Here is a 284-nt window from a genome sequence, read left to right on the forward strand (position 1 = left end):
TGGAATGGAATGGAATGGAATGGTATGGAATGGAATGGAATGGTACGGAATAGAATGGAATGGAACGAATTGTAATGGAATGGAATGGAATGGAATGGAATGGAATGGAATGGAATGGAATCAACCCGAGTGCAGGGGAATGGAATGGAATGGAATGCAATGGAATGGAATCATCCGGAATGGAATGGAATGGAATGGAATGGAGGGGAATGGAATGGAATAGAATGGAAAGGAATGGAATGGAATGGAATGGAATGGAATGGAATCAACACGAGTGCAGGGGA

At 43.0% G+C, this 284-nt stretch carries 1 protein-coding gene; it reads left to right on the top strand.

Features of this window, described 5'->3' with window-relative positions; genetic code table 11:
* A partial coding sequence (locus tag ABFY71_RS19445) for a hypothetical protein (protein WP_347947397.1) occupies positions 1 to 223 on the top strand: 223 nt, incomplete at its 5' end.
* Positions 224 to 284 lie beyond the last annotated feature (61 nt).

Source organism: Devosia alba, assembly GCF_039938915.1.
Lineage (GTDB): Bacteria > Pseudomonadota > Alphaproteobacteria > Rhizobiales > Devosiaceae > Devosia > Devosia alba.